At 39.3% G+C, this 1,742-nt stretch carries 2 protein-coding genes; one reads left to right on the forward strand and one right to left on the reverse strand.

Going from position 1 to position 1,742, the window contains the following annotated elements; all coding sequences use genetic code 11:
• Positions 1-252 precede the first annotated feature (252 nt).
• Positions 253-639: a bleomycin binding protein gene (gene bleO, locus ACJHYR_RS27650; protein WP_063102497.1), complete on the forward strand. Its 387-nt coding sequence runs from the start codon at positions 253-255 to the stop codon at positions 637-639.
• Positions 640-958: 319 nt separating this feature from the next.
• Here the strand turns inward: bleO and ACJHYR_RS27655 are convergent, their stop codons facing one another.
• On the reverse strand, positions 959-1,351 hold the full coding sequence (locus ACJHYR_RS27655) for a pyridoxamine 5'-phosphate oxidase family protein (protein WP_057109146.1): 393 nt from the start codon (positions 1,349-1,351) through the stop codon (positions 959-961).
• Between the last annotated feature and the right edge of the window lie 391 nt (positions 1,352-1,742).

A 1,742-nucleotide genomic window follows, 5' to 3' on the forward strand; every position in this document is an offset into this window, starting at 1 on the left:
TTTATTATGGTGATCCCCTGGGCGAAATGCGCCTGGTAAGCAGAGTTTTTGAAATGTAAGGCCTTTGAATAAGACAAAAGGCTGCCTCATCGCTAACTTTGCAACAGTGCCGCCCCAGCAGCATCTCCAGCTGTGAACGCTGTTCGGCTGACGGTATCAGTGCCAGTTTGTTCCACAGGCGCAACGTCGCCTTTTCCCTTACCTCTGAAATCAACCGGGTCAGCGTAGTGGCTCCGGGGAGAATAATAGTCTATCCCGGCATTGCCAGTCGGGGATATTAAAAAGAGTATAGGTTTTTATTGCGATAAACTAGGTTTCACTTTGGTTCACCATGAAGATGGATTCGCAGTTCTAATGTGTAATGAGGTTCGGATTCATCTATGGGAGGCAAGTGATGAAGGCTGGCGCTCTCGTAGTAATGATTCACCGGTTTGTACAGGTGCGGAGTCGTTTATTGCTGGTACTGCTAGTTGCCGCATTGAAGTAGAGGGAATTGATGAATTATATCAACATATTAAGCCTTTGGGCATTTTGCACCCCAATACATCATTAAAAGATCAGTGGTGGGATGAACGAGACTTTGCAGTAATTGATCCCGACAACAATTTGATTAGCTTTTTTCAACAAATAAAAAGCTAAAATCTATTATTAATCTGTTCAGCAATCGGGCGCGATTGCTGAATAAAAGATACGAGAGACCTCTCTTGTATCTTTTTTATTTTGAGTGGTTTTGTCCGTTACACTAGAAAACCGAAAGACAATAAAAATTTTATTCTTGCTGAGTCTGGCTTTCGGTAAGCTAGACAAAACGGACAAAATAAAAATCTAAATATGCTTGAACAACTTGTAACTTAAATTCATAACTGTATTTTGCCATAAAAAATGACCTCCCATAAGTTAGATTTTTGGTCTAACTTATGGGGGTCAGTTCATTCTACACTTGGGCTGCATGTTTTGATTAATTATCTAATATCTCCGGATCTCCTGTAAAGGAATATAAAACTGCCTGCATGTTTTTCAAATAAAATACGGTGAATTTCCCATCATCAGCGCTATACCAATCTCTCAAAAACGGATTTGCTTCAAGCATTGCTTCCCTTGCTTCCACGGTATCATCAATTACGGCTTCGCCGGTGAGCCGAATCCATTTTCCTTTTGCCATACCTGAGACTTCCACCTTTGAATTTGCCAATAACTGCTGATAAACTTTTTTCTGATTGGTTGTACCAAGATAGACCTTGCCATTCCTCTCCATGGCTGCATTAAACGGTCTGACCCTTGGCTGGTCTCCTTCAACGGTTGCAAAATAAAAAGTTTTTGCTTCATTTAAAAAATCAACAACTTGACTCATCCTTTTTTACCTCCATAAATAAATTTTTCTTTACTTTTCTTTGACCTAAATTCCACGTGCATTTTTTATTAGCTTAAAAGAACACTATTTCACGAAGAATTTAAACTGATACTCCCACATTGTAACATTATTTACCACCACCTTTCAATCTTTTTCAATAAATTATTGATTGCAACTTTTGAGTAAAGATACTTATTAAACCCTGCAAGTTATCCACAGAGCAACACTCGATTTTCAAGATGATATCTTTATTATACCAGACATTTTTCATACACTTCCTTGGGCACTGTTGCAAAGTTAGCGATGAGGCAGCCTTTTGTCTTATTCAAAGGCCTTACATTTCAAAAACTCTGCTTACCAGGCGCATTTCGCCCAGGGGATCACCATAATA

The sequence above is a fragment of the Escherichia sp. WS1450 genome (assembly GCF_046487395.1).
Lineage (GTDB): Bacteria > Pseudomonadota > Gammaproteobacteria > Enterobacterales > Enterobacteriaceae > Escherichia > Escherichia coli.